Annotated in this window: 23 protein-coding genes; all 23 read left to right on the top strand. The window is 41.7% G+C overall.

Features of this window, described 5'->3' with window-relative positions:
• Positions 1-92 precede the first annotated feature (92 nt).
• Positions 93-467 (top strand): RidA family protein, encoded by a 375-nt coding sequence (locus P8F77_RS17690; RefSeq protein WP_024729152.1) that lies wholly within the window; start codon positions 93-95, stop codon positions 465-467.
• Between the two features lie 73 nt (positions 468-540).
• Entirely contained in the window at positions 541-2,184 is a 1,644-nt protein-coding gene (locus tag P8F77_RS17685) for a tryptophanase (RefSeq protein ID WP_024729153.1), read from the top strand.
• A 185-nt stretch (positions 2,185-2,369) separates the two neighbouring features.
• The gene (locus P8F77_RS17680; protein WP_148459398.1) at positions 2,370-3,719 is read left to right on the top strand and encodes a sodium-dependent transporter; all 1,350 of its coding nucleotides are present in this window, start codon (positions 2,370-2,372) and stop codon (positions 3,717-3,719) included.
• A 206-nt stretch (positions 3,720-3,925) separates the two neighbouring features.
• Positions 3,926-4,339 carry a 30S ribosomal protein S12 gene (gene rpsL / locus P8F77_RS17675; RefSeq protein ID WP_006568221.1) on the top strand — a complete coding sequence of 138 codons (414 nt, stop codon included), beginning with the start codon at positions 3,926-3,928 and terminating at the stop codon, positions 4,337-4,339.
• 254 nt (positions 4,340-4,593) lie between these two features.
• Positions 4,594-5,064: a 30S ribosomal protein S7 gene (rpsG, locus tag P8F77_RS17670; protein ID WP_024729154.1), complete on the top strand. Its 471-nt coding sequence runs from the start codon at positions 4,594-4,596 to the stop codon at positions 5,062-5,064.
• Positions 5,065-5,165: 101 nt separating this feature from the next.
• A complete protein-coding gene (gene fusA / locus P8F77_RS17665) occupies positions 5,166-7,235 on the top strand; it encodes an elongation factor G (RefSeq protein WP_034550633.1) in 2,070 nt (689 codons plus the stop codon).
• A gap of 152 nt (positions 7,236-7,387) precedes the next feature.
• Positions 7,388-8,581 (top strand): elongation factor Tu, encoded by a 1,194-nt coding sequence (gene tuf, locus P8F77_RS17660; RefSeq protein WP_006568224.1) that lies wholly within the window; start codon positions 7,388-7,390, stop codon positions 8,579-8,581.
• Positions 8,582-8,865: 284 nt separating this feature from the next.
• Entirely contained in the window at positions 8,866-10,833 is a 1,968-nt protein-coding gene (locus P8F77_RS17655) for a PTS sugar transporter subunit IIA (protein WP_148459397.1), read from the top strand.
• Between the two features lie 15 nt (positions 10,834-10,848).
• Positions 10,849-11,295, top strand: a complete 447-nt coding sequence (locus P8F77_RS17650; protein WP_287519338.1) for a fructose PTS transporter subunit IIA — start codon at positions 10,849-10,851, stop codon at positions 11,293-11,295.
• A 256-nt stretch (positions 11,296-11,551) separates the two neighbouring features.
• Positions 11,552-11,863, top strand: a complete 312-nt coding sequence (locus P8F77_RS17645; RefSeq protein WP_024729158.1) for a PTS fructose transporter subunit IIB — start codon at positions 11,552-11,554, stop codon at positions 11,861-11,863.
• Positions 11,864-11,881: 18 nt separating this feature from the next.
• Positions 11,882-12,970 carry a PTS fructose transporter subunit IIC gene (locus P8F77_RS17640; RefSeq protein WP_024729159.1) on the top strand — a complete coding sequence of 363 codons (1,089 nt, stop codon included), beginning with the start codon at positions 11,882-11,884 and terminating at the stop codon, positions 12,968-12,970.
• 28 nt (positions 12,971-12,998) lie between these two features.
• Positions 12,999-13,853, top strand: a complete 855-nt coding sequence (locus P8F77_RS17635) for a class II fructose-bisphosphate aldolase (protein WP_148459396.1) — start codon at positions 12,999-13,001, stop codon at positions 13,851-13,853.
• 22 nt (positions 13,854-13,875) lie between these two features.
• A complete protein-coding gene (locus P8F77_RS17630) occupies positions 13,876-14,745 on the top strand; it encodes a ketose-bisphosphate aldolase (RefSeq protein ID WP_024729161.1) in 870 nt (289 codons plus the stop codon).
• A gap of 9 nt (positions 14,746-14,754) precedes the next feature.
• Complete coding sequence (locus P8F77_RS17625) at positions 14,755-15,648, top strand: ROK family protein (RefSeq protein ID WP_024729162.1); 894 nt, start codon at positions 14,755-14,757, stop codon at positions 15,646-15,648.
• 347 nt (positions 15,649-15,995) lie between these two features.
• Entirely contained in the window at positions 15,996-16,583 is a 588-nt protein-coding gene (locus P8F77_RS17620; protein ID WP_024729163.1) for a Pr6Pr family membrane protein, read from the top strand.
• A 450-nt stretch (positions 16,584-17,033) separates the two neighbouring features.
• Positions 17,034-17,486 carry a DUF1097 domain-containing protein gene (locus P8F77_RS17615; protein WP_024729164.1) on the top strand — a complete coding sequence of 151 codons (453 nt, stop codon included), beginning with the start codon at positions 17,034-17,036 and terminating at the stop codon, positions 17,484-17,486.
• Positions 17,487-17,565: 79 nt separating this feature from the next.
• Entirely contained in the window at positions 17,566-18,774 is a 1,209-nt protein-coding gene (locus tag P8F77_RS17610; protein ID WP_024729165.1) for an FAD-dependent oxidoreductase, read from the top strand.
• 16 nt (positions 18,775-18,790) lie between these two features.
• On the top strand, positions 18,791-20,047 hold the full coding sequence (gene preA, locus P8F77_RS17605) for an NAD-dependent dihydropyrimidine dehydrogenase subunit PreA (protein WP_024729166.1): 1,257 nt from the start codon (positions 18,791-18,793) through the stop codon (positions 20,045-20,047).
• A gap of 28 nt (positions 20,048-20,075) precedes the next feature.
• A complete protein-coding gene (hydA, locus tag P8F77_RS17600; RefSeq protein ID WP_095142957.1) occupies positions 20,076-21,458 on the top strand; it encodes a dihydropyrimidinase in 1,383 nt (460 codons plus the stop codon).
• Between the two features lie 15 nt (positions 21,459-21,473).
• Positions 21,474-22,238, top strand: coding sequence for a threonine/serine exporter family protein (locus tag P8F77_RS17595; RefSeq protein ID WP_024729167.1), 765 nt, complete (start codon positions 21,474-21,476; stop codon positions 22,236-22,238).
• A 101-nt stretch (positions 22,239-22,339) separates the two neighbouring features.
• Positions 22,340-22,780 carry a threonine/serine exporter family protein gene (locus P8F77_RS17590; RefSeq protein WP_148459393.1) on the top strand — a complete coding sequence of 147 codons (441 nt, stop codon included), beginning with the start codon at positions 22,340-22,342 and terminating at the stop codon, positions 22,778-22,780.
• Between the two features lie 12 nt (positions 22,781-22,792).
• Positions 22,793-24,052 (top strand): Zn-dependent hydrolase, encoded by a 1,260-nt coding sequence (locus P8F77_RS17585; protein WP_024729169.1) that lies wholly within the window; start codon positions 22,793-22,795, stop codon positions 24,050-24,052.
• 116 nt (positions 24,053-24,168) lie between these two features.
• Entirely contained in the window at positions 24,169-25,047 is an 879-nt protein-coding gene (locus P8F77_RS17580; RefSeq protein ID WP_024729170.1) for a MerR family transcriptional regulator, read from the top strand.
• Positions 25,048-25,049: the final 2 nt, after the last annotated feature.

Here is a 25,049-nt window from a genome sequence, read left to right as displayed (position 1 = left end):
AAAAAATAAAGAAAAATATAATAATGTGACAAAAAATGTTGACAATAAAATATTATACTGATAATATTTTATTATAATTAAGGAGGTGACATATGAAACGGGTTATTAGTACAAACAAAGCACCTGCAGCCATTGGACCATATTCGCAGTGCATTGCAGCAGGAGGAATCGTAATTACGTCCGGTCAATTACCGATTGATCCGGATACCGGTACATTTCCTCAAGGCATTGAAGCACAGACCAGACAATCTCTGATGAATTGTAAAAATGTTCTGGAAGCAGCCGGTGTTTCTATGGATCATGTAATTAAGACAACAGTTTTTCTCAGTGATATGAATCATTTTGCAGTTTTCAACACTGTGTATGCAGATTTTTTTGCAAATAGCTGTCCGGCTCGCAGTGCTGTGGAAGTTGCCAGGCTGCCTAAGGATGCATTGGTAGAGATTGAATGTATTGCCATAGGATAAAGACCAAGTTACAGTTGATTGAATAATTTATGTTTATAAAAATGGAGGTAAGAGTACTATGAAGAAATCCACTATGAATGAGTATCCTTTGAACGTTCCTTCTCCAAGTCATTACAGTTTTGCAGTTCGGGATATCCCGAGTGTGACAGTAGAACAGCGGGAACGTGCACTGAAAGCTACCCATTACAACGAGTTTGCATTTCCGGCAGGTATGCTGACGATTGATATGCTGTCCGACTCAGGAACGACAGCAATGACAAATCAGCAGTGGGCATCTTTGTTTCTGGGGGATGAGGCTTATGGGCGTAATACAGGATATTATGTCTTGCTGGATACCTTCCGTGATATTTTTGAGCGCGGGGGTGAAAAGAACTGGAAGAGATCCATTGATTTAGTCCGCACAGATTGCAGGGACGTCGAAAAGATGATGGATGAGTTGTATCTGTGCGAATATGAAGGAGGCCTGTTTAACGGTGGTGCTGCACAGATGGAACGTCCTAATACTTTTATTATTCAGCAGGGCCGTGCAGCAGAATCTGTTCTGATGGAGATCGTAAAAAAGATTTTGGCTCAGCGCTATCCCGGAAAAGTTTTCACTATCCCGTCAAATGGTCACTTTGACACTACTGAAGGAAACATAAAGCAGATGGGTTCAATTCCTCGAAATTTATACAATAAGGAGCTGTTGTATGAGATTCCGGAAGGTGGAAAGTATGATAAGAATCCATTTAAGGGAAATATGGACATCGAGAAGTTGGAGCAGCTGATCCAAATCTGTGGACCTGAAAATGTACCATTAGTTTTTGCCTGCATTACCAACAATCCGATTTGTGGTCAGGCTGTATCTATGGAAAATCTGAAAGAAATCAACCGTGTTGCGCATAAGTATGATATTCCTTTGGTGTTTGACGTCGCTCGCTGGGCTGAGAACTGCTACTTTATTAAAATGAATGAGGAAGGCTATGCTGACAAATCAATCGCAGAGATTGCCACGGAAATGTTTTCTTTATGTGATGCGTTCACTATGTCTGCGAAGAAGGACGGTCATTCTAATATGGGTGGCATGCTGGCATTCCGCGATAGAGGATTGTTTTGGAAGAAATTTTCAGACTTCAATGAAGATGGAACAATCAAGACGGACGTGGGTGTTTTATTAAAGGTAAAGCAGATTTCCTGTTACGGCAACGATTCCTATGGCGGTATGTCAGGGCGTGACATTATGGCTCTTTCCGTAGGTCTGTATGAGAGCTGTGATTTCAACTATATGCATGATCGAGTAGGTCAGTGTAACTATTTGGCTGAGGGCTTCTATAATGCCGGAATTAAAGGCGTGGTACTGCCGGCCGGCGGGCATGCCGTGTACATCAATATGGATGAATTCTTTGATGGAAAACGTGGTCATGATACTTTTGCCGGTCAGGGATTCAGCATTGAACTGATTCGGCGTTATGGGATTCGTACTTCTGAGTTAGGCGATTATTCTATGGAGTATGATCTGAAGACACCTGAACAGCAGGCGGAGCTGGCAAACGTAGTTCGGTTCGCAATCGACCGAAGCCGGTTGACCAAGGAGCATTTAGATTATGTCATTGCTGCTGTGAAGGCATTGTACGAAGATCGTGAGAATATTCCTAATATCAGAATTGTCTGGGGACACAACTTGCCAATGCGTCACTTCCATGCGTTCCTGGAACCTTACCCTAACGAAAATAAATAATGATCTATAATTTGTAATCTTATAAATTTTGCGTCGACTTTTATGCGACCGCAGGCGGTCTTTTTGAAAGGTGGCTTGCGGTCGTATTTTAGGATTGCGGGAAAGGCCTTGATTAATACAAAACTTCAACCGCATCCAAACTGTGAATTTAAAGAAGATCGGTATTATCCGAAGGAGGGATACCAATGAAAAATGTTAATACAATTCAAAAAAACCGTGACGGATTTCAATCAAAATGGGGCTTTATTCTGGCCTGTGTCGGTTCTGCAGTTGGTATGGGTAACATCTGGCGTTTGCCCATTATGGTTTCCAAATACGGTGGTTTGACTTTTTTGATCCCCTTTTTTATTTTTATTGTGTTGATTGGAGCTTCCGGCGTTATTGGCGAATTTGCGCTGGGCCGTTCCGCTGGCGCTGGCCCTGTAGGCGCATTTGGCAAGTGTACAGAACTGCGTACTGGAAGCAAAAAGCTCGGTGAAACTATCGGTGCTATTCCAATCATCGGCTCGCTGGCGCTTGCTATCGGCTACACATGTGTCATGGGCTGGGTATTTAAATATACAATCATGGCAATTTCCGGTTCTATGTTTTCTATGGGGCAGGATATGAATGTTATTGTTGGAACTTTCAATTCTACTGCGAGTAGCTGGGGCGCTAATACCTGGATTCTAATCGCTGTTATTGCCAGTTTTGCCATCATGTCCATGGGTATTTCAGGCGGAATCGAAAAGGCTAATAAAATCATGATGCCTCTTCTGTTCATAATGTTTATGGCTCTCGGAATTTATATTGCTACACTGCCAGGAGCGTCCAACGGGTACAAGTATATTTTTTCCTTAAATCCTGCAGGCTTATTAAATCCTGAAGTGTGGATTTTTGCTTTTGGACAGGCGTTCTTTTCCATGTCTGTTGCGGGAAATGGATCTGTCATTTATGGATCATATCTTGGAAAAAGTGAATCCATTCCAGGGGCAGCCCGTAATGTAGCATTTTTTAATTCTTTGTCTGCGATGCTGGCAGCTTTCGTCATCATTCCTGCCATGGCAGTTGGAAATGCGGAATTGACTGCTGGCGGTCCCGGCTTGATGTTTATTTATTTAGTAAATGTTATGAATGGAATGGTAGGAGGACGGATTGTCGGAGTGATTTTCTTCCTGTGCGTGACTTTTGCCGGTATCAGTTCTATAATCAATCTGTATGAGGCTCCGGTGGCTTTTTTACAGGAAAGATTCGGAATTAAACGGATCTTTGCTACAGGTACGGTTCTGGTACTGGGAGCTGTCGTAGCTTTGTTTATTCAAGCAATAGTCTCTGGATGGATGGATATTGTTTCTATCTATCTTTGTCCTTTGGGGGCTCTATTGGCTGCTGTTATGTTTTTTTGGGTTGCGGGGAAAGAGTATGTTCTCAAGGCAGTAAATGAAGGGGCGAAAAAACCAATTGGTTCGTGGTTTTATCTGCTGGCAAAGTATGTCTACTGCCTTTGTGCGATCGTTGCTTTGATCGCTGGTGCATTTTATGGCGGTATCGGATAAATTATTTTAAAATACATAAAAAATAAAGATTAAAAGCTTGTATTTACGAATTTTATGGAAATACGAGCTTTTTTAATGCAACCCATGGAAATCCCCTTGACAAACGATTTTCTCCCACTTATAATTAGGAAATGCGCGTAGATATCTATGTGCAACAACAGATCATAAGTAACTACAGCAGAAAACATGCATGGAGGTGAAAATTAATGCCAACTTTTAACCAATTAGTTAGAAAAGGGAGAAAGACATCTACAAAGAAGTCTACCGCACCGGCTCTTCAGAAAAGTTTTAACTCTTTAAAGAAGAGATCAGTAAACGCAAGCTCTCCTCAGAAGAGAGGGGTTTGTACAGCTGTTAAGACTGCGACTCCTAAAAAGCCTAACTCTGCTCTTCGTAAGATTGCCAGAGTACGTCTTTCTAACGGTATCGAAGTAACAAGCTATATCCCGGGTGAGGGACATAACTTACAGGAACATAGTGTTGTTCTGATTCGTGGTGGTCGTGTTAAGGACTTACCAGGTACCCGTTACCATATCGTTCGTGGAACACTTGATACAGCAGGTGTTGCAAACAGAATGCAGGCTCGTTCCAAATACGGAGCTAAGAGACCGAAGAAATAATCAAACGAAACTAAATTGGTACAAAGCAGCGTAACATTACGCTACCTTGTATAGTTGTGCCGGAAATGAATGTTTTCCCTGTAGTACAGGAGATAGATATAAATTCTGGCACGATCAGGCATTGAGCGCTTGAAGACCGGCGGAAAGCCGGTAACTGCGCAAGGATGAATGAGTACCGATGAATTAAGGTCGGCGGCATGTCAGAAAAAGGTATAATATTTCTGCCGTTGGCAATTATTAAGGAGGGAAGAAACGTGCCACGTAAAGGACATATTGCGAAAAGAGATGTTTTGGCGGATCCTATTTACAATAACAAAGTTGTGACCAAACTGATCAACAACATCATGTTAGACGGTAAAAAAGGAGTTGCCCAGAAGATCGTATACGGTGCATTCAACCGTATTGAAGAGAAAGCTGGAAAGCCTGCCCTTGAAGTATTCGAAGAGGCAATGAACAATATCATGCCTGTGCTGGAAGTTAAAGCAAGACGTATCGGTGGAGCCACCTATCAGGTACCGATCGATGTACGTCCGGACAGAAGACAGGCCCTTGCACTCCGCTGGTTGACTTTATACTCTCGTAAAAGAGGAGAAAAGACCATGGAAGAAAGGCTTGCAAATGAAATCTTTGATGCATCCAACAACACCGGAGCATCCGTAAAGAAAAAAGAAGACATGCACAAAATGGCAGAAGCAAACAAAGCATTCGCACATTACAGATTTTAATCTGGTGTGCGGGGCCTACCGCTTTATCCGAAAAACAATAGGAGGAAAAGATCTTGGCTGGAAGAGAATATCCATTAGAGAGAACCAGAAATATTGGAATCATGGCTCATATCGATGCTGGGAAAACCACTTTGACAGAGCGTATCCTCTATTATACTGGTGTAAATTATAAGATCGGTGATACTCATGAGGGAACTGCTACCATGGACTGGATGGAGCAGGAACAGGAAAGAGGTATCACGATCACTTCTGCAGCGACCACATGTCACTGGACTCTCCAGGAAAACTGCAAACCGAAGGATGGAGCATTAGAACACCGTATCAACATCATTGATACACCGGGACACGTTGATTTCACAGTAGAAGTAGAACGTTCCCTGCGTGTACTTGACGGTGCGATCGGAGTATTTGATGCAAAGGGTGGAGTAGAGCCACAGTCTGAGAACGTATGGCGTCAGGCAGACACTTACAATGTACCTAGAATGGCATTCATCAATAAGATGGATATTTTAGGTGCTGATTTCTACGGATCTGTGGAACAGATCAAAGACCGTCTCGGTGCCAATGCAGTTGTAATTCAGCTGCCAATCGGCAAAGAAGATGATTTCCAGGGTATCATTGACCTGTTTGAAATGAAAGCCTACATTTACAATGATGATAAGGGAGAAGACATTTCAATCACAGATATCCCTGATGATATGAAAGATGATGCAGAAATGTATCACACTCAGTTAGTAGAGCAGATCTGTGAGTTAGACGACGATCTGATGATGGAATACCTGGAAGGGGAAGAGCCATCTGTGGAAGCATTAAAAGCTGCACTTAGAAAAGGAACATGCGAATGTACAGCAGTTCCGATCTGCTGCGGTACTGCTTACCGCAACAAAGGTGTTCAGAAATTACTGGACGCTGTTCTTGAGTTCATGCCGGCACCGACAGACATCGCTGCCATCAAGGGTGTGGATGAAGACGGAAATGAAATCGAAAGACATTCATCTGATGATGAACCTTTCGCAGCACTTGCATTTAAGATCATGACAGACCCATTCGTTGGAAAGCTTGCTTTCTTCCGTGTGTACTCCGGAACAATGAATTCAGGTTCCTACGTATTAAATGCTACAAAACAGAAAAAAGAGCGTGTTGGACGTATCCTTCAGATGCATGCCAACAAGCGTGAAGAGTTAGACAAAGTTTACGCAGGTGATATTGCAGCTGCCGTAGGTTTCAAGATCACAACAACAGGTGATACGATCTGTGACGAGAAGAGTCCGGTAATCCTGGAATCCATGGAATTCCCAGAGCCGGTTATCGACGTAGCGATCGAGCCTAAGACAAAAGCAGGCCAGGGCAAGATGTCAGAAGCACTTGCAAAACTTGCAGAAGAAGATCCGACCTTCAAAGCTCATACTGATGAAGAGACAGGACAGACAATCATTTCCGGAATGGGTGAGCTTCACCTGGAAATCATCGTAGACCGTCTGCTTCGTGAGTTTAAAGTAGAAGCGAATGTAGGTGCGCCTCAGGTTGCTTACAAAGAGTCCTTCACGAAAGAAGTGGATGTGGACAGCAAGTATGCAAAACAGTCTGGTGGACGCGGTCAGTACGGACACTGTAAAGTACACTTTGAGCCAATGGATGCCAACGGTGAAGAACTGTTCAAGTTTGAATCCACTGTTGTCGGCGGTAACATTCCTAAGGAATATATCCCGGCAGTCGGAGCTGGTATCGAAGAAGCTGCTCAGTGCGGTATCCTTGGAGGATTCCCGGTACTCGGTGTAAAAGCTACAGTATACGACGGATCTTACCACGATGTCGATTCCTCAGAGATGGCGTTTAAGATCGCCGGTTCCATGGCCTTCAAGGAAGCGATGCAGAAAGCCGGGGCTATCATCTTAGAGCCGATCATGAGAGTCGAAGTTACAACTCCTGAAGATTACATGGGAGACGTTATCGGTGATATCAACTCACGCCGCGGACGTATTGAGGGTATGGATGATGTCGGAGGCGGAAAGATCATCAGAGCTTTCGTTCCTCTTGCAGAAATGTTCGGATACTCAACAGACCTTCGTTCCAGAACACAGGGCCGTGGAAACTACTCTATGTTCTTCAACAGCTACGAGCCGGTACCGAAGAGCGTACAGGAAAAAATCATCGCAGACAAAGCAAAATAAGCAGGTTTTTTTGATAAAAAATATGCTTGAATTCTTCAAAGAAATGAAATATAATCAAGGGTAGGACGGCCTTTGGTAAGGTGATTCGTCGACCCGGTAGTAAATAATAATTTATCTATTTGCCCAAAGGGCTAATAAGGAGGACATTTAAAATGGCTAAAGAAAAGTTTGAGAGAACCAAACCTCATTGCAACATTGGTACCATTGGTCACGTCGATCATGGTAAAACTACTTTAACAGCTGCTATCACAAAGACATTAAGTGCCAGAGTAGATGGAAACGCAGCCGTTGATTTCGAAAATATCGATAAAGCTCCGGAAGAAAGAGAACGTGGAATCACTATCTCCACAGCTCATGTAGAATATGAAACAGATAACCGTCACTACGCACACGTTGACTGCCCAGGCCATGCCGATTATGTAAAGAACATGATCACTGGTGCTGCTCAGATGGACGGAGCTATCCTTGTAGTAGCTGCAACTGACGGTGTTATGGCTCAGACAAAAGAGCACATCCTTCTTTCCCGTCAGGTAGGCGTACCTTACATCGTAGTATTCATGAATAAATGTGACATGGTAGACGATGAAGAGTTATTAGAATTAGTAGAAATGGAAATCCGTGAGTTATTAAGCGAGTACGAATTCCCAGGTGATGACACTCCAGTTATCCAGGGATCTGCTTTAAAAGCTCTTGAAGATCCTAACAGCGAGTGGGGAGATAAGATCATGGAACTTATGGCTGCAGTTGACAGCTGGATTCCAGACCCACAGCGTGACACAGACAAACCATTCCTTATGCCAGTAGAGGATGTATTCTCTATCACAGGACGTGGTACTGTTGCAACAGGTAGAGTTGAAAGCGGTGTACTTCACGTATCTGAAGAAGTTGAAATCGTTGGTATCAAAGAAGAGACAAGAAAAGTTGTTGTAACTGGTATCGAAATGTTCCGTAAACTTCTTGACGAAGCTCAGGCTGGTGACAACATCGGTGCTCTTCTCCGTGGTGTTCAGAGAGAAGAAATCGAAAGAGGACAGGTTCTTTGTAAACCAGGTTCTATCACATGCCACACTAAGTTTACAGCTCAGGTATACGTTTTAACAAAAGACGAAGGTGGACGTCATACTCCTTTCTTCAACAAATATCGTCCTCAGTTCTACTTCAGAACAACCGACGTAACAGGTGTTGTTGAATTACCGGAAGGTGTTGAAATGTGCATGCCTGGTGACAACGTAGAAATGACAATCGAACTGATTCACCCAATCGCTATGGCTCAGGGATTATCTTTCGCTATCCGTGAAGGTGGACGTACAGTTGGATCAGGACGTGTTGCTACAATCATCGAATAATATACGCGTTAGCATTAAACCATGCTAAAATGAAAAAATGAAACCGCTGAGTGCTTTGCACTCAAGCGGTTTTTGTTATATACACGGAATTTCTTTTATTTAAAAATTACCACATTTTATCTATTGTTTTTTGGAGGATTTACTGGAAAAATAAAAAAATGTACCATATTAAAACGCCCGTAATTGATAATCTAAGTAAAAGGAACCGTGCTATAATTTAAATCATCATAAGGGAGGAGGTGCAGACAGAACTTACATAATGACTGAGAGGAGACGAAGGAAGAATGAAACGTTCGAAAGAGAAGTTTTATATGAAACAGATTTTAGGTTGTATCATGGACGGCGAAATCATGGCGACCGGGAAAATTGCAAAAGAAGTCGGACTCTCTGAAAAATCCGTAAGAAATAAACTTAATGAACTGGATGATTTTTTAACTCAAAATAATCTTGGAATTATTCAGAGAAAACCAAGAGTAGGTATTTGGCTGGAGATATCAGAAGAAAAAAAAGAAAAATTGGAAGCCTATCTGGATCGGCCGGGAGAACTTCAGTTAGAATCTTATAATCCGAAAGAACGAGTTACGGAAGCTTTAAAGGTTTTATTTAATTTACGACCGTGGCAGACAATTACTACACAGAAGTTATCAGAGAAACTATATTTAAGTGTTCCAACAATGCTGAAGGTAATGAAAGAATGTGAAGAATGGCTTAGTTACTATAACATCAAACTGGTAAACGAAAGAAGTCGCGGATATCGATTGTTAAGCAGAGAAAATGAATATCGGATTGCATTGAGGAATCTGATGATGGAACGAAGTACCTCGGCTACAATTAATCAGAATCTGGATTATTTTTTTCCGAACATTGATGTATCAACAGTGCGAAAATGTATCATACAGGCAGAAAACGAATGGGATTATCGATTTACAGATGAATCATTTTATGAAATTCTTATTTACTGTTGTATAGCATATCAGAGAAAAGAGTTCGACAATCCATTGATGATGGAAAATCATATGGAAGAACTGGAAATTCTTCAAAAATATAATGAGTATGCGTTTACTGTAGCTATCTTTGAAAAATTGGAAGAAGTATTCCATGTACGCTTTTCCCAGGAAGATATTCTTTTTCTTTCCATACAGATTCTATGTTCAAAATTTATAGGAATTTCAGAGATTGAAATTACACTGGAACAAGTAAAAAAATATGACAATCAGCTGGTGAAATTTGTGGATCGGCTGCTGACGGTCATTGGAAACATTATGAATGTAGATTTAGTATCGGACCAGAAAGTAAAAGAAAGCCTTATTGTACATTTGAGACCGACCATTTTCCGACTGCGATACGGAACCCCGCAAAGCAATGATTTAATCGATTTTATTAAAAAAGAGTATAAAAACGTATTTCGGGCAAGCTGGGCAATTAGTATTCTGTTTGAAGAGTGTTACAATGTACAGATTACCGAAGATGAAATCGGATACATCGTTTTGTATATTCAGGCGGCAATTGAGCGGAAGATACATCAGTACAAGGCAATCTTACTGACGAATTTCAATATGGGACATGCGCAGTTGATGAAAGAAAGAATTAAAAAGGTTGTTCCGGAAATTAGAAGTCTGGAAATTGTCAGTACCCATGATTTTAAATTGGATGATTATTATGATATTGATATTATCATCTCATCAAAAGAAACAAAAGTGAAAGACAAACGAATTGTAGTAATTCCTAATATTTTAAGTGAAAATGGTATTCTTGCTTTAAGAAATTATCTGGACACTATTAACTCTAATGTAAGTGAGAATCCTTTTTCTCCAGAATGTTGTCTGCTGTTTTCTCCAGAACTGATTTTCACACACATGAAGGTTCAGTCAAAGGAAGAAATCTTAAAAGTTATGTCAGATGCCATGAGAGAAAAGGGCGTTGTGACAGAAGAATTTTTTGATACGGTAATGGAGAGGGAAAATAAGACAACAACAACGATAGGCAACGGTGTCAGTCTTCCCCATGGTTCACCTGCTGCAGTTAACGAATCCAAGGTTGCAATAGCAATTCTGGATGAGCCAGTGATGTGGGACGATGAGCCAGTGGAAGTAGTATTTCTACTTGGATTCAAGCTAATTACCAAAGATGAAATTAACAGAATTCAGTTATTTTACAAAGAATATGTTTCATTAATTGATACAGATGAAAAAATTCTCATGTTAAAAAGTATGGAAACCAATATTGAAGTTTACAAATATTTAATTCAATGATGAGGAGGAACTATTATGAATGTAAAAGATGTATTAGATGAAAGAGTAATTGACTTGAATATGAAAGCTACAGATAAGAAAGAAGCTATTACAAATCTGGCAGGAAAGCTGAAAAATGCAGGATATATTGCAGATGTAGAATCCTATGTGAAAGATATTTATCTTCGCGAATCTCAAGGGCAGACAGGAATCGGACATTATGTAGCAATTCCTCATGGAAAAAGTGATTCCGTAACACAGGTTGGAATTGCCATTGGAAAAATGGAAAATGAAATCGAGTGGGAGACACTGGATGGAAAGGGTGTAAAACTGATTTTTTTGTTCGCAGTAGGAAATGACAATGAAAATGCGAAGACACACTTAAAGCTGTTGGCAGAAGTAGCAAGAAATCTTGGAAATGATGAAGCTGTTGAACAGCTGCTTTCTGCAAAAACAGTGGAAGATATAAAAGCAGTATTTTAATCTAGGGAAAATTTAAAATTCAATGCTTAAAACATTCATAAAAAGATCATCGGATTCCCGGTGATTTTTCTTTTATGAACTATTTACAGCTTAAAAATTACCGTATTAAAATGCCCGGAAAAACAAAAAAATAAAAAAAACAGAAAAAAAGTGCCACATTAAAAAGCCCTTAATCAATGAACACAGAAAGAATATCCATGCTACTATTTTAGTGTAAGGAATAACAAATAGGAACTATGAAAGGAGATGTTAAATTATGAAAATTGTTGCAGTTGCAGCATGTACATCAGGTATTGCACATACGTACATTGCGAAAGAAAAATTAATTCGTGCTGCTGAAAGTATGGGACACACCATTAAGGTGGAGACACAGGGTACAATTGGTATCGAAGATGAATTAACAGCAGATGAGGTGAAAGAAGCTGACATTGTAATTCTGGCAGTGGATATTGCAATTACTGGAACAGAGCGCTTTGAAGGAAAACCTACAATTAAAGTACCTACAAATGTGTGTGTGAAGGCACCCAAGCAATTAATTCAGAAAATTGAAAATGAATTGAAAAAGTAACAAAGGAGAAGAGAGATTATGAAAAAAATAGGAGCAGAATTAAAACAACATGCGTTGACTGCTATTTCCTACATGCTGCCATTGGTTGTAGCATCAGGATTATTAATTGCAGTTGGTAACTTAATGGGTGGAGAAAATGTAACAGAATTATCAAAAATGACAATTCCAAATGCATTGACTTCTCTTGGTGTTTTAGGAATGGGATTATTACCATCATTTATTGCAGGGTATATTTCTTATTCTATTGCTGATCGCCCTGGTATTGCACCTGGTTTCTTAATGGGACAAATTGCTTCATTCTTGGGAGCTGGATTCTTAGGTGGTATGATCGGTGGTTACCTGGTTGGATATATTGCATTATTTATTAAAAAGAATTTGAAAGTTCCAAAATGGGCAGAAGCTCTTATGCCAATGATGATTATACCAACATTATCTGCAATTATTGCCGGATTGATTATGTTCTTTGTTATTGGAAATCCAATTGTATGGGCAACAAACGCATTAACAAACTTTATTACAGGGTTAGACCAGTCTTCTAAAGGAGTATACGGCTTTGTTATCGGAGCATTAGGGTGTATTGACTTTGGTGGACCAATCAGTAAGGTGCCAAACCTGATTTGTGATGGTTTGCTTCTGGAAGGAATTACAGAACCTGAAGCAATCAAAGTGTTAGCAGCCATGGTTCCTCCTCTGGGAGTTACATTCTCATTAGTATTATCTAAATTTATGAAAAAACCTATTTATTCTTCTCAGGAAGTAGAAAATATCAAAATTGCATTTCCGATGGGATTATGTATGATTTCTGAAGGTGTTATTCCAATTGCGATGAACGATTTAATTCGTACAGTGATTTGTACAGCAACAGGTTGTGGAATTACAGGAGCGATTAGTTTTTCATTGGGTGTAGGAAGTAAAGTACCGTCTGGAGGAGTCTTTGTTATTCCAGCAATGTCAAATCCAATCGCTGCACTGATTGCTTTACTGGCAGGTACTGCAGTAACGGGCGTATTGTTAGTTTTAATTAAGAAGAAAAAAACAGAAGTTGATGAGCCGGTTGCAGATGAAAAAGAAGAGGAAATGGATTTATCAGGAATCAGCATTTCATAAGGTACCAGATTAGAAAGGAAATTGTAAAATGTACGTATCAATGAAGGGGATGCTTGAAAGAGCAAATGAAGGTAATTATGCAGTTATGGCGATTAATTGTTTCAATATTGAAACGGCCAGAGCGGTGATTCAGGCAGCACAGTCATTAAGAGCACCAATTATTGTAAACATTGTGCAGGAACATATGGTAAATCACTGTGATAGTGATTTGATTGCACCGATTGTAAAAAAACTTGCCGAGAGAGCTAGTATAGAGGTGGCGTTGAACTTTGATCATGGAGAAGAAGTTGGATTATTAAAGAAAGCACTTGCAGATGGATATTCCAGTGTTATGGTAGACGCTTCCAGATATGATCTGGAAGGAAATATTAAAATGACCAGAGAAATCGTGGAGTTCGCAAAACAGTTTGATGCCAGTGTCGAAGGGGAAATCGGATGTATGGGTGCAAGTGAAGGGGATAACTATACAGATGATGATATGAAAACAAATCCAGATGAAGCATTGCGCTTTGCACAGGAAACCGGAATTGACGCATTAGCAATTTCTTTTGGAAGTTCCCATGGAAACTATCCAGAAGGTTATGTACCGGAATTTGATTTTGAAAGATTAAAGGAAATCAAAGAAAAGACACAGATGCCTCTGGTACTTCATGGAGGCAGCGGATCTGGGGATGAGAATATCCAAAAATGCGTCGAATACGGCATTAATAAGATTAACGTAGGCTGTGATTTTATGAATGCCAACGTTGACAGTATTAAAAAGCATTTAAAAAAGGAACCAGATATTAACTATTGGGTCATGATGCACCAGGTGGAGATTGACAGCCAGGAACTGGTAAAGAAATACATCAAATTATCAAAATCAGAAGGAAAATCATTATAAGAGATTAAAGGAGATATTTACTATGTTAATGAACATGAAAGAGCTGTTAAAAGTAGCAGACGAAAAAAGATTTGCAGTACCAGCATTTAATATTGGAAGCGATCAGTTATTGAAAGCTGTGATGCAGAAAGTCAAGGAAATGAAAAGTCCTGTTATTTTGGAAATGTCACCGGATGAATTTAACTTTGTAGAAAACAGCTTAATTCAGGCTATGATTTATGAAGCATCCAAAACAGATGTACCAGTCGTTATCCATCTGGATCATGGAGACAAATTTGAAACAGTTGTAAGAGCAATTCAGGCAGGATTTACTTCTGTAATGATTGACGCATCCAAGCTTCCATATGAAGAAAACGTAGCAGTTACACAGAAAGTTTGTGAAGTTGCCCATTTAGCAAATGTATCTGTGGAAAGTGAATTAGGAACCATCGGAACAACAGGAAACTCCATTGAAGGCGGAACAACAGGAATCATTTATACAGATCCGGATCAGGCAAAAGATTTCGTAGAGAAGACTGGAATTGATACATTAGCTGTTGCAATCGGAACTGCACATGGAATTTATCCAAGCGATATGAAACCAGAATTACGTCTGGACATCTTACAGACATTAAAAGATACTTTGGATATCCCATTAGTATTACATGGCGGCTCCAGCAATAAAGATGAGGAAATTGCAAAAGCAGTAAAAATTGGAATTTCTAAAATTAATATTTCCAGTGATATTAAGGTCGCATTTTATGAAAAATGCAGAGAAGTATTGAATGCTCATCCAGAATACAGAGAACCTCTGGAAATCTATCCAGAACCAATCGAAGCTTGTAAAGCAGTCATTGGAGATAAGATTAATTTATTTGACTCTGCAGATAAAGTAAAATATTACTACCAATAGGAAAAGCGTATGAAATATGCAGTTGGAATTGATGTAGGCGGAACAAATACAAGGGTAGCCTTAATTGATGAAAATTATAAAATCATAGAACGCAGACAATTTCCGACCAATGAGGAGGAACCAGAAACAACTCTGAATGACATAAAAACAGTTATTGACGGATTTGGATATCCAGTGGAGGGAATCGGTATTTCCTGTCCGGGACCGTTGGATTTAATCAATGGGGTTGTACTGACTCCTCCGAATCTTCCGGGATGGCATTATTTTGAACTGACCAAATGTCTGGAAGTAAAAACAGGACTGTCTGTGTATTTGGAGAATGATGGAAATTTGGCGTGCTTGGCTGAGGCAGCAATCGGAGCAGGAAAAGGAAAAGGTTATGTGCAGTTTCTGACGATTTCCACAGGAATTGGGGCAGGTTTTTGTGTAAATCAAAATATTTTCCGAGGAGCAAAGGGATTTGCACAGGAAGTTGCCAATTCTATTTTGTGGAAAAACGGTCCATTCCAGGGGAATTTAAAGAAAGGTTCCATCGAATCCATTGCCAGCGGAACAGCTATTACCAAGAGGGCAAATGATGCGGGACTTAGGGCAGCTCATGCTGGAGAGGTTTACCAGATGGCACAGGAAGGTAATCAGACAGCAGCGGATATCATGGAAGATGCCTATGAATATCTGTCTAGTTTCCTTGGAATTCTATATGGTGTTCTGGACCCGGATATTTTTGTGCTGGGTGGCAGCGTAGCATTAAAAGTTCCTAGATTTGTTGAAGAAATTGAGGAACGAGTGAAAGAGAAAGTATACGATGCCTTAAAAGATAATGTCCATGTAGTACCCGCAGTGTTAGGAGAAGACTGTGGATTGATTGGAGCAGCATGCCTTGTATTTCAGTCAAAGAAATAAAACCAATATAACTGTTAGCTATATTATCATGAAAAGACCTGAGAGATTTTGATGGGACTATCCCAAAGTTTGTATAAACCTTCAAACTGATGTAAGATAACACTATTCAGTTTGGAGGTTTTATTTATGGCAAGAGGCCCAGTATTGGGGAAAAGGCGATATAAAGACGATCGATTGCACTGCTGATGACTGATAAGGAAGGGAAGTTTTAAAATCGAAAGAAGGATAGATCAAAACTATTGCCGCAGATTGCTGCCAGAGTTTATTTCCTGGCCCTTTACGGTAATCATCGGGTGCAGGAGCGAATATAGTTTAAGAGCAGAATCAGACTCCAGGGAGGAACAGGTATGAACAGGAGATTCAGGCAGCCAGTGACACTGGGACTGTCCATATTATTTATTTGCACTGCTTTATACTGTTATTGGGGAAGGCTGGGATACATGCATGAACTGACCTTTCTCAGCAACTTTTCCGTTGGTATTTTCTTGTTTGATACTGTTCTCTGCAGACTTTCAGGAAGGAAAGTTCCACAGATCCTGTATCTCGATTGTATGATGTTGTTATTCCTGGTCATGATGGTCTGCACGGCATTCACAAACGAATTTAAATTTAACGGCATGTTTCTTTTTCTGCATATGCTTAACCCTGTTTTCATGATACTTTACTATTTTCTGTTCTGCGACATGAACCGTGTACAAAAAAGCAGTCAGGTCCTAAGCGTCATGATCGTTCCGCTTCTCTATCTCATCTTTGCGGTGGCATATGGAAAAGCTACGGGGGATTATATCTATTTTTTTCTGAATATAAAAGAACACGGTTATGTCTACTGTGTTTCCTTTGTGCTAATCCTTTCTGCCGCCGTGGTGATGATGGGCTGTGCCATGTTTTGTCTGAACAGGATAATATTCAAGAATAGGAAGAAATATTGGTTTTGAGAGTTCGGGGATGCTGACATTTCAGTATCCCGCTGTTTCCCTCTCTGTTATTTAAAAATCGTACAGACAAAATGTTCGACAGTAGTTTTACTGACGGAGAGCGGGTAATCAAAGAAAAACGCAAACTTTCATTTGTACATCTGGGACATACATAATAAATTTAAAAAACCTTCCTGTTGCAGGAAGGTTTTTTTTGTTATTTTATCTATGATATTGGTTGTATTTTTAATATTTTTATGCAATTTTTTTGTTAACGGGTGGCAGTTTGTTAAAAATAAAACTAAAATTTCTTTTTTTTTAAAATACAAACAATTATTTACTGGTAGTTTATAAAAGTTTGCATTAACTAATCTTAAGGAAAACTAAAAAATTATCTCTTTACTCTCCACATCGTGTATCCGATACAATGAACTTAACAAATAACAGAAACGCAATAAGAAAGGAGCAACTATGAGTGTAATAATGGCCAATGCCATCGGTACCGGAATTTTCTGCTGTCTCTGGCAGGGAGTCGGCTCTGCCCTCGGGCTCGCCACTTGGATAGGATTCGTCGGATGCACGTCGTATTTTTCTGCCGGATGCGGGAAGACAGGGTTTATCAAATCGATGTGCAGCAACTACACAGGGCTGCTGTGGGGAATGCTGATCATCCTGTCCGGCGGCATCAACAACACGATCATATTTGGAGCAGTCGTAACGGGATTCTTTTCCTGGCTGATCGTATTCCAGTCCCACATTGATGTTCTGTCTATGGTGCCCAATACGTTTATGGGAGGCTTTTCTGCATTCGCCAGCGGCGGAGATTGGAAGATGCTCTTAATCTGTCTTCTGTTAGGCAATATTCTCGGAGTGTCCTGCGACTATTCCGGAAGATTCCTTTTTAAGAAATTCGGAAAAGAATAGTGCCGGCTGAACGTCTGAACGTCCCAGTCTCAGATGGAAAACCATGAAATTGATCATATAAAAGGAGTGTGAAACAACCATGAGTAAAATTACAAAAAAAGAGTATGGAGAAGAAATGGAAAAGGGCTTTAACTTGAGAACTGCAATGGAAGAAGCATCCAGATGTCTTCTCTGCCATGATTCACCTTGCAGCAAAGGATGCCCGGCAGGAACAGATCCCGGAAAGTTCATTCGTTCTCTCCGTTTCCGCAATATTAAAGGAGCAGCAGAGACGGTCCGCGAGAATAACCCGCTGGCAGGATGCTGCGCCCAGGTCTGTCCATACGGAAAAATGTGTGAACAGGCGTGCAGCCGGACCGGTATTGATAAGCCGATCGAGATTGGAAAGATCCAGCGTTTCCTCGTAGAAGAAGAGAAAAAACAGAATATGGAATTTTTAAAAGCGGCAGAGCCAAAGAAAGAAAAGATCGCCTGTGTAGGTGCGGGACCGGCCTCTCTTTCCTGTGCAAGACAGCTGGCTCTGGAAGGATATTCTGTGACTGTCTATGAGGCTCAGGATAAAGCAGGCGGTGTCCTTACATATGGTATTATTCCAACCAGACTTCCTCAGGAAGTAGTTGATTTTGATATTCAGACTATTGAAAAACTTGGGGTAGAATTTAAATTTAATGAATCCATAGATGCGGCAAAGCTTGAGGCACTCAAAAGTGATTACGATGCAGTATTCGTAGGAGCAGGTCTCTGGAAATCAAAGATGGTGGATATACCAGGCAAAGATCTGGAAGGTGTGGTAACTGCCATTGACTTTTTGAGGGAAGCTAAGACAAATACAGATCAGCTGTTACTTGGAGAAAATGTAATCGTCATCGGAGGCGGTGATGTGGCTATGGACTGTGTCACAACTGCAAAACAGCTGGGAGCGAAAGCGACTATCGTTTACCGCAGAACCATTGAAGAAGCTCCGGCAGATATGGATGAAGTCAGCTTCGTACAAAGTATGGGTATCCCGATCATTCAGGAATTTGCACCTGCAGAGATCGTCGGAGAAAACGGACATGTCACCGCAATGAGATTTGAAGGACGTGACGGGGAATCCGGACTGACCATGAAAACCGATCAGGTTGTGCTGGCGATCGGACAGGTGGTCGGAGATGATGTAGCAGGCATTGCAGACGGCGATAACGTCTTCACAGGCGGAGACATGGTAAACGGCGGAAAAACCGTAGTAGAAGCTGTCGCTGAAGGCAAAGAGGCCGCAGAAAAGATTGCAGACTATTTTAACAAATAGAAAGGAGGCATTGAATATGTCCGTAAAGAAAGATTTATCAATCGATTTTTTAGGAGTCAAATGCGAAAACCCATTTTTCCTCTCATCCTCTCCGGTGGGAAGCAACTATGAAATGTGTGCCAAAGCGCTGGAGGCAGGATGGGCAGGAGTTTACTATAAGACCATCGGTATTTTTATACCAAATGAGTGTTCTCCGCGTTTTGATATTACCTCAAAGGAAGGAACACCGTGGACCGGATTTAAAAACATGGAAATGATTTCAGATAAACCTCTGGAAGACAATCTGGAATACATGAGAAGGCTGAAACAGGATTACCCGACAAAAGTCATTGTTGCCAGCATTATGGGAAGCAATGAAGAAGAATGGGAGATCCTTGCAAAGAAAGTAACAGAGGCCGGAGTCGATATGATTGAGTGTAACTTTTCCTGCCCTCAGATGACTTCCTCTGCCATGGGGTCCGATGTAGGACAGAATCCGGATCTTGTGCGCAGATACTGTGAGGTTGTTTCCGGTGCTACCCATCTTCCGGTAATTGCAAAGATGACTCCGAATATCGGAAACATGGAGATTCCTGCGATTGCTGCCATGGAGGGCGGAGCTAAGGGAATCGCTGCCATCAACACAGTAAAAGCCATCACAAATATTGATGTTGAAAATATGACTGCAATGCCGGTAGTCAACGGTAAATCATCCATCTCCGGCTATTCAGGAGCGGCAGTAAAACCGATCGCGCTGCGTTTTATCACACAGATGAAACAGCATCCGGAATTAAAAGATGTCCCGATCACAGGAATCGGAGGTATTGAGACATGGAAGGACGCATTGGATTTCATTCTTGTGGGATCTTCCAATCTCCAGGTGACAACGGCCGTTATGCAGTATGGATACCGTATTGTAGAAGACATGATCAGCGGTCTGTCCCATTTCATGGAAGACCATGGAATTGATAAATTGTCTGATCTGGTAGGCGTGGCTCTGCCGAACATCGTACCTGCTGATGACATCGACCGTACTTTCATCCTCTATCCGGATTTCAATAAGGATAAGTGTGTGGGATGCGGAAGATGCTATGTATCCTGCTTTGACGGCGGACATCAGGCCATTACATGGGATGAAAAAGAGAGGAAGCCGGTTCTCAATGAAGATAAGTGCGTCGGATGCCATTTATGCCTGAATGTCTGTCCGGTTATGGACTGCATTACCCCTGGAAAGGTTGAGATGAAGCCGGGAGTTAAAGACCATGAAGTGAAAATAAAAACCATGTATGAGTAAAGCATAAGTCAGATTGGGGGACAATCATATGAAAAAATTCGACTTAGTGATCAAGAATGGTACTGTTGTGACAGCTTCTGATATGTTTTCTGCGGATTTAGGTGTGAAGGACGGAAAGATCGCAGCCATTGCAGAAAATATAGAAGCAGATGCAGATGAAGTGTTTGATGCTGCAGGAAAGCTGGTACTTCCGGGAGCACTGGACGTACACACTCACCTGGCAATGCCGTTCGGCGGTACGATTTCTTCAGACAGCTATCTTTCAGGAACCAGGGCCGCTGCCTGCGGAGGAGTCACAACGGTCTTTGATTATCCGGTTCAGCATACCGGAGAAACAATCCGCGGAGTCATTGCAGAGAAAAAAGCTGTTCTGGAGAAAGAAGCATGTGTGGACTTTGCTTCCCACTGCTGTATCACTGATCTTTCTGACGGAGCGATCATTGAGGAGATGGAAGAGGCCGTAAAAGAGGGAATCACAAGCTTTAAATGCTTCCTGGTGTATAAAAAAGAGGGATGGATGGTAAGCGACGGAACTCTTGCAAAGCTGATGCTGCGCGCGAAGGAACTGGGAGCCATGATCAATGTGCATGCTGAGAATCCGGATCTGATTGATATGTATACAGAGCAGTTCTTAAAAGAAGGCAAGACGAGTGCCTGGTATCATTACATGAGCCGGCCGGAATTTGTGGAGGCTGAGGCAGACAAAAGAGCTGTGCACTGGTCAAGGCATTTGGATGCGCCGCTGTATCTGGTGCATATGGCGGATAAGGAAGGCCTTGAAGCCTGTATTCAGGCAAAAGAAGAAGGGGCACCGGTATTCGTGGAGACTTGTCCGCAGTACCTGGAATTCACCTGTGACGTTTATAAGAGAGAGGACGGACGCAACTTTGTATGCTCCCCTCCGATCAAAGGCCAGGAAAGCCAGGATGCACTGTGGAAAGCGATAAAGAACGGTTCCATTGATACGGTGGCAACGGATCACTGCCCGTTCCAGAGCTATGAGAAAGACTGGGGCAGGGATGATTTCACCAAAATCCCGAACGGATGCTCAGGAATCGAGAACTTATATCCATATATGCTGGATGCGGCAAACTCCGGAAAAATATCTTTTTCAAGGGCAGTAGAGCTTTGCTCCACGAACCCTGCGAAGATTTTCGGATGTGACCAGAAAGGTTCAATTGCAGTCGGTAAGGACGCAGATATTGTTATTTACGACAAGGATAAAGATTTCACGATCAGTGTTGATACAATGCATTCAGATTGTGACCACACGATCTGGGAAGGTAAGAAACTTCACGGATATCCGGTTCGCACATTCCTCCGCGGAAATGTAGTGTATGCAGACGGAGAGTTTAAGGGAACTCCCGGAATGGGCAGGTTTGTGAAACGGAGCCCCAGAAAACTGAAATAAAAAAGAGAGGGTACCATGGGCAAGGCAGTGACTAGAAAAGAAGCGGAACAGATGCTTGAAAATGCATTGGAGATCGGCGCACGTATGCTGATCTCCGGTGCAGAGATCAGCCGCGTGGAAGATTCCATCCTTAGAATCTGCACGGCTTATGGATCTGAACGGACTGAGGTGTTTTCTATTACGTATACAATTGTTGCCACTATTTCCTCCAAGAATTTCGGTATCATAACCCAGTCCAGGAGAATCCATGGTTCAGCATTTAACCTTCAGGAGCTGAAATATCTGAACAACCTGTCCCGGAATGTGTGTGAGAACCTTCCGGACATGGATGAGGTCAGAAGGGATCTGAAACAAATCCATGAACTGCCCAGGTATACCAACCGGCAGGGCATGCTCATTTATGCATTGATATCATCTGCTTTTACCCTGTTTTTCGGAGGGACACTGCTGGATGCTGTGATTTCTGCGGCCATAGGAGTCATGATCAAGGCTGTGGAAATCCCTTTGAAAAACATGAAGATGAACCGGTTTCTGGTCTCATGTCTGTGTTCGCTGGCAGCAGCGGCGCTGGCAGTCATGGCGGCGCGTACAGGCATTGGCTGTTCCTCTGATAAGATCAGTATCGGCAATGTGATGATCCTGATTCCGGGGCTTATGTTCACGAACTGTATCCGGGAGATGATATCCGATAATTTTTTATCCGGCCTGACCCGTTTTGGAGAAGCGGTCCTGCTAAGCCTTTCGATTGCCCTGGGCTTTGCAGCGGTCAGCTGGCTGTGAATTTTTCAGCACTATCTCCGTCCTGCTTTAAAATGCACTCCTCCGATAGTGCTGAAAAACTTTCGCAGGATGCTGCAAGATGAAGTTGAGAGGAGTTTGAGATGAGTGAATTAAATCAGATCGCCGCAGCATTTTTTGGAGCCCTTGGCTTTGCATTTTTATTTAATCTGCATGGGAAAGAGATATTTTATACTTCATTAGGAGGATGTCTTGCGTGGTGTGTATATCTTGCGGCAGGATTTATAGTCCCACAGTACGGAAAACAATATTTTGCAGCGGCATTATTTTTAGGAATTTATGCAGAATTTTTGGCAGTCAGGACAAAGGTACCCGCGACATTATATCTTGCAGTCGGCATGATCCCTCTCATTCCGGGGGCAGCATTGTTTATGATGATGCAGAATGCATTTAAAGCCGACTGGGAACAGTTTGCACAGTACCGGCTCGAAGCGTTTATCACGGGCGCTTCTATAGCCTTTGGAACGATCGTGGCAGCTGTGTGCTGGAACATTTTTAAAAACTATTGGTTCAACAAAAAATAAGGAGGTTCATTTATGTATACATGTGATTTAGGCCGGATGGCGGATAAGATTACAACAATGAGTAAATTTGGAGATGCCGGACACGGAGGCATCACAAGATACTCTCTTTCACCGGAAGCTTTACAGGCAAGAGGAGAATTCGTAAAACGAATGGAAGCCATCGGAGCAGAGATCAAAACAGATGATATGGCAAATGTCTATGCAACTCTCAAAGGTTCTGAGCCTGATCTTCCGAACATCGTTATGGCTTCCCATTGTGATTCAGTAAAGAACGGCGGAAACTATGACGGCATTTTGGGAGTCATGGGAGCGATGGAAGTTCTCGAGACGATTGCGGATCAGGAGATCCCTCATAAACACAACATCACGGCAATGATCTGGACGAACGAGGAAGGTTCTTTATATCCGCCGGCTATGATGTCTTCCGGGGTTATCTGCAACGATTATCTCCCGGATGATATTAAGAAAAATTTCCTCCATGAAAATATGCTGGCGTCTAAATCAGTTCTCGAACCGGAAAAAACATTCGGCGAGGCGTTAGAGGCATCCGGTTATAAAGGAGCAAGAGAAAACCGCCTGAACAACAAGGATTATATGGCAATGTTTGAGCTGCATATTGAACAGGGCCCGATCTTAGAGGCAGCTAATAAAGACATTGGTGTCGTTACCTGTGTTCTCGGAATGATCAACTACAAGATCAAGGTTTACGGACAGTCAGACCATGCCGGAACCACACCGATGCAATACCGCCAGGATGCGTTATATGGGGCGGCAAAGGTTCTCCAGTATCTCCATGATGAATTGGATAAGCTGGATCCTGAATTAGTTTATACAACCGGAGAAATCTACTGTCATCCGAATGTACATACTGTTATTCCTGATTATGTAGAATTCTCTATCGATGCAAGACATGAGAAACCAGAAGTGATTGAACAGGTTGTCAATGTCATCAAGTCTATGCCGAAGGAAGTAGTAAAATGTAAAGTAGACTACGAAGTAGCATGGACAAGAGACACGGTTTACTATGACAAAGAACTGGTTGGTTATGTACAGGAAGCAGTCGATGAACTTGGCTACTCCAACCAGAAAATCAATTCCGGAGCAGGACATGATGCACAGTTTGCGGCATATATGATGCCCACCACTATGGTATTTGTTCCGTCAAAGGACGGACATTCTCACTGTGAACCGGAATATACATCCCCGGAACAGTGTACTCAGGGAGCATCTGTACTCCTGAATGCAGTTCTCAAATGTGATGCCGGCAAGTAGGTAACATCGTTTTCCTTTACGTTAAAATAAGCAAAAAGAACGCTGTGGATTTCAGCGTTCTTTTTGCCGCTATATTCTGGTATAATAGCATTGGCATTTAAAATGTACTGAGGGAGGTGTTTCTTATTTTTATCGACAAGCCTTATTACAGCATAGGGGAACTTTCGGCGATCTGCGATATTCCGCAGAAGACATTGAGATATTATGACGAGATCGGCCTGTTTACTCCGGACCGCAGAAACGAGGAAACCCATTACCGCCTTTATTCAAAGGGGCAGATCATTACCGTCGTCATCATTAAGAATTTGAAACAAATGGGGTTTTCACTGAAGGAGATCAAAGAGATCGTCTCTGAAAATGAAGCCAAGGCGTTAGAAAAGAATATGCTGAAAAAGCTGCAGTCTATGAAGCAGGAGATCGAAGACAGTATCAACCGTTATACGGAATACTGCTATTTTCTTAAAAAAATACAGAGTGGAATTGATATATTGGAAGAACTGTCTGACAGCTGTTCTGACGAGATGAAGATTTCCGTAGAATTTATCCCGGAGATCAATCTCTTATATGATCGCCGTATCATGAAAGATTATGATTATTCTGAGATTTCCCTTGAACGGTGGCTTGGAATCACGGATAAAGCAAAGACAATGAACTGTAAAATCACAGGGCCAGTATATGTCACTTTTTATGACAGTAATATACTGAATAAATTTCTGTCCCAGGACTCTGAGATCGAATTTGCCGTCCAGGTAGAGGAATCAAAGCCCGCTGAACATATACGGCCTTTTGGAGGGATGCTGGCTGCCACAGTCATTCATATCGGAAACTATGAAGAAATTTCAAGCACCTACATACATCTCATCAAGTGGATCAAAAAACATAACTATAAAACGGTTGGGCCGGCTACCGAAGAGTTCATCCTTTCACCTCTGGATGTGAATGATGAAACCAGAAGGGTTACCAAGATCATCATACCCGTAGAAAAGGATTCCTGAAA

Source organism: Anaerostipes sp. PC18 (assembly GCF_039789045.1).
GTDB classification, from domain to species: Bacteria; Bacillota; Clostridia; order Lachnospirales; family Lachnospiraceae; genus Anaerostipes; species Anaerostipes hominis.
This window is presented reverse-complemented; position numbering and strand designations above follow the sequence as displayed.